Consider the following 3460-nt stretch of genomic DNA (forward strand, 5'->3'; position numbering starts at 1 on the left):
TACGTACCAAAATTGTTGGGTTCAAATTTTGGTGGAGCTAAGCGGGATCGAACCGCTGACCTCTTGCATGCCATGCAAGCGCTCTCCCAGCTGAGCTATAGCCCCATTACGTAAAGCTTGTCGAGTTGACGGGCGGCATCATATGAATTCCCTTCGCATGTGTCAACGGCAAATTGAAAGCGCCGATTCTAATCGCTGAAAAAGCAGACAAATGAAGAACAATGCGCAACAACTCGCATTCAGTAGTTAAACACGTCACGGTTTCCACTAAAATGGTGCTATAAAATGAACCACTAATTAACCACACGACTACTCAGGGAATCGTTATGTTCAAGGAACGGATGACGCCAGAAGAACTCGCGAATCTGACGGGTTACAGCCGACAGACTATTAATAAATGGGTGCGAAAAGAAGGTTGGGCGACATCACCAAAACCAGGCGTTCAGGGCGGTAAAGCGCGACTGGTGCATGTTAACGAACAGGTTCGTGAATATATCCGCAGCGCAGAACGCTCAGCGGAAGGATTGTCTGACACCTTCTCACCCCCTGGCGATGCCTCGCTGGAAGCACTCCTGATCAAGCTGGTGAAAGAGATGACGCCTGCTGAACAAAAACACTTTACCTCTTTGCTACTGCGGGAAGGGATTACCGGTTTATTACAACGCTTAGGGATCCGCGACAGCAAATAATATGAAAAGATTACGCAGCAAAATGACCACCGAAGAACTGGCAGATTGCCTCGGTGTCGCTAAGCAAACCGTGAATCGTTGGATACGTGAACAAAAATGGGAAACGGAAAAATTTCCAGGTGTTAAAGGTGGTCGGGCAAGACTCGTTCATATCGATACACGCGTGCGGGAGTTTATTTTGAACATCCCGGCGTTTCGTAACCATTCTGCATTTTATCAGGCTGAAGAGCCGCTGGCCGAGTACAATCCCGTCGTACGCAGTCATGCCTATAGGCAAATTATTGATGCCGTGGAAAATATGTCCGCTGCGGAACAGGAAAAGTTAGCGCTATTCCTTTCACGTGAAGGTATCCGTGGTTTCCTTACACGCCTGGGTCTGAACGATTCTGAGTAATGCAAAGAAAAACGGCAGAGTCTCCCCTGCCGTTTCATTAATGCGGCGATCGCTTACTGCTGCGCTTCACGCTCCGCAATAAAAGCCAGAGCTTTATTGATGCGCTCAATGCTGCGAGTTTTTCCAATCGCGTGCACCGTTACGTCTAAGCCAGGAGACTGGCCCGCACCGGTTACCGCCACACGTAACGGCATACCGACTTTACCCATCCCCACTTCCAGCTCATCAGCAGTAGCCTGAATCGCATGATGCACGTTTTCAGCCGTCCACTCGGTAATGGTTGCCAGTTTGTCGCGCACCACTTCCAGCGGCTGACGCGCCACCGGACGCAGGTGTTTCTTCGCGGCATCGGCATCAAACTCGGCAAAGTCTTCGTAGAAGTAACGGCAGCTCTGCGCCATCTCTTTCAGTGTTTTGCAACGCTCGCCCAGCAGTTTCACCAGTTCAGCCAACTCCGGGCCGTTACGGGTATCGATGTTTTCCTGCTCGATGTGCCACTGCAGATGCGTTGCCACATACTCCGGTGCCAGCGAGTTAATGTAGTGATGGTTCAGCCACTGCAGTTTTTCCGTGTTGAACGCACTGGCGGATTTGCTGACCGCTCCAAGGGAGAACAGCTTGATCATCTCTTCACGCGTGAAGATCTCCTGATCGCCGCTGGACCAGCCCAGACGCACCAGGTAGTTCAGCAGCGCTTCCGGCAGATAGCCGTCATCACGATACTGCATTACACTCACCGCGCCGTGACGTTTGGACAGTTTTTTACCGTCGTCGCCGTTGATCATAGAGACGTGGGCGTACACCGGCACTGGCGCGTTCAGCGCTTTCAGAATGTTGATCTGGCGCGGGGTATTGTTGATATGGTCTTCACCACGAATGACGTGGGTGATCTCCATATCCCAGTCGTCCACCACTACACAAAAGTTATAAGTCGGGGAACCGTCGGTGCGGCGGATGATCAGATCGTCCAGCTCCTGATTGCTGAATTCGATCGGGCCACGGATCTGGTCGTCAAAAATGACAGAGCCGTCCTGCGGGTTGGCAAAACGGACAACACAAGGCTCATCATCAGCGTGATGTTCATGACCATGACGGCAACGACCGTCGTAGCGCGGCTTTTCACCCTTCGCCATCTGCTCTTCACGCAGTGCGTCCAGGCGTTCTTTGGAGCAGTAACATTTATAGGCCGTGCCCGCTTCCAGCATCTCATCAATCACTGCGTTATAACGATCGAAACGTTTAGTCTGGAAGTACGGACCTTCGTCCCATTCCAGACTCAGCCAGTTCATACCGTCCATAATGGCTTCGATAGCTTCCGGCGTGGAACGTTCGAGATCGGTGTCTTCAATACGCAGCACAAACTCACCGCCGTGATTACGTGCAAAAAGCCAGGAGTAGAGAGCAGTACGCGCACCACCGACGTGCAGATAGCCTGTCGGGCTTGGCGCGAAGCGAGTTTTGATTTTCATGAAATGGCCTTACGTTTATAAAGATGCCGACAACCGGCAAATCCGGGAAAAATGGAATGGCCGATATTCTATCACTGTGAAGTAAATCCTCAATGTTGTTACCGGGTAAACGCCGTACAGAACCCTTTTTGTTTAGAAATCATGCGCCAGAGACCGTTTCACGATCGTTTTGCTTAAAATTACGACGAACAAACAATTTCTTTAGAAAATGCGTTGACTCATTTTCAACTCTCCCTATAATGCGACTCCACACAGCGGGGGTGATTAGCTCAGCTGGGAGAGCACCTCCCTTACAAGGAGGGGGTCGGCGGTTCGATCCCGTCATCACCCACCAACTACTTTATGTAGTCTCCGCCGTGTAGATAAGAAATTGAGAAGTGGGTGATTAGCTCAGCTGGGAGAGCACCTCCCTTACAAGGAGGGGGTCGGCGGTTCGATCCCGTCATCACCCACCACTTTCTCGCCAGCTAAATTTCTTATTGTGAAGTACCGAAGTGGGTGATTAGCTCAGCTGGGAGAGCACCTCCCTTACAAGGAGGGGGTCGGCGGTTCGATCCCGTCATCACCCACCACTTCGGGTCGTTAGCTCAGTTGGTAGAGCAGTTGACTTTTAATCAATTGGTCGCAGGTTCGAATCCTGCACGACCCACCAATGTAGAAAGGCGCCCTAAAGGCGCCTTTTTGCTATGCGCAGAATGTAACGATTCGAACCTGCTGCAGGTTCGGGTCTCACGCAGTGAGACAACGGAGCCGCTTGCGGCGACGGCCCGAAGGGCGAGCAAAGCGAGTCATCCTGCACGACCCACCAATGTAGAAAGGCGCCCTAAAGGCGCCTTTTTGCTATGTACTGTTTGTCAGATTCGAGCCTGTACCGAGTCTGGGGAATTTCATGCCAAATCAAGCACGCT

Annotated in this window: 3 protein-coding genes, 5 tRNA genes and 1 other RNA gene; 7 read left to right on the forward strand and 2 right to left on the reverse strand. The window is 51.5% G+C overall.

Features of this window, described 5'->3' with window-relative positions; genetic code table 11:
- Positions 1-29: 29 nt before the first annotated feature.
- Positions 30-105: transfer RNA gene (locus tag AB7E14_RS21840), tRNA-Ala, on the reverse strand.
- Positions 106-326: 221 nt separating this feature from the next.
- Between AB7E14_RS21840 and AB7E14_RS21845 the strand changes: the two genes are divergently transcribed.
- Entirely contained in the window at positions 327-689 is a 363-nt protein-coding gene (locus tag AB7E14_RS21845; RefSeq protein ID WP_042999923.1) for a MerR family transcriptional regulator, read from the forward strand.
- A 1-nt stretch (position 690) separates the two neighbouring features.
- Positions 691-1083, forward strand: coding sequence for a MerR family transcriptional regulator (locus tag AB7E14_RS21850; RefSeq protein WP_042999922.1), 393 nt, complete (start codon positions 691-693; stop codon positions 1081-1083).
- A gap of 53 nt (positions 1084-1136) precedes the next feature.
- Here the strand turns inward: AB7E14_RS21850 and gltX are convergent, their stop codons facing one another.
- Positions 1137-2552, reverse strand: a complete 1416-nt coding sequence (gltX, locus tag AB7E14_RS21855) for a glutamate--tRNA ligase (RefSeq protein WP_316962444.1) — start codon at positions 2550-2552, stop codon at positions 1137-1139.
- A 258-nt stretch (positions 2553-2810) separates the two neighbouring features.
- On the opposite strand from gltX, the gene AB7E14_RS21860 reads away from it, so the two are divergent.
- The 5 genes from AB7E14_RS21860 to AB7E14_RS21880 all read left to right on the forward strand — a co-directional run bounded on the left by AB7E14_RS21860 (position 2811) and on the right by AB7E14_RS21880 (position 3360).
- Positions 2811-2886 (forward strand) — tRNA-Val (locus tag AB7E14_RS21860).
- 45 nt (positions 2887-2931) lie between these two features.
- Positions 2932-3007, forward strand: a tRNA-Val gene (locus AB7E14_RS21865).
- Positions 3008-3048: 41 nt separating this feature from the next.
- Positions 3049-3124: transfer RNA gene (locus AB7E14_RS21870), tRNA-Val, on the forward strand.
- 4 nt (positions 3125-3128) lie between these two features.
- Positions 3129-3204, forward strand: a tRNA-Lys gene (locus tag AB7E14_RS21875).
- A 22-nt stretch (positions 3205-3226) separates the two neighbouring features.
- A non-coding RNA gene (locus AB7E14_RS21880) (RtT sRNA) lies at positions 3227-3360 on the forward strand.
- Positions 3361-3460 lie beyond the last annotated feature (100 nt).

The sequence above is a fragment of the Citrobacter sp. genome (assembly GCF_050252275.1).
In the GTDB taxonomy this organism is placed as follows: domain Bacteria; phylum Pseudomonadota; class Gammaproteobacteria; order Enterobacterales; family Enterobacteriaceae; genus Citrobacter_A; species Citrobacter_A amalonaticus.

Excerpts from the sequence above, each read along its gene's own strand:
- AB7E14_RS21850 (WP_042999922.1), top strand. The coding sequence starts at position 691 with ATGAAAAGATTACGCAGCAAAATGACCACCGAAGAACTGGCAGATTGC.
- gltX (WP_316962444.1), bottom strand. The coding sequence starts at position 2,552 with ATGAAAATCAAAACTCGCTTCGCGCCAAGCCCGACAGGCTATCTGCAC.
- AB7E14_RS21845 (WP_042999923.1), top strand. The coding sequence starts at position 327 with ATGTTCAAGGAACGGATGACGCCAGAAGAACTCGCGAATCTGACGGGT.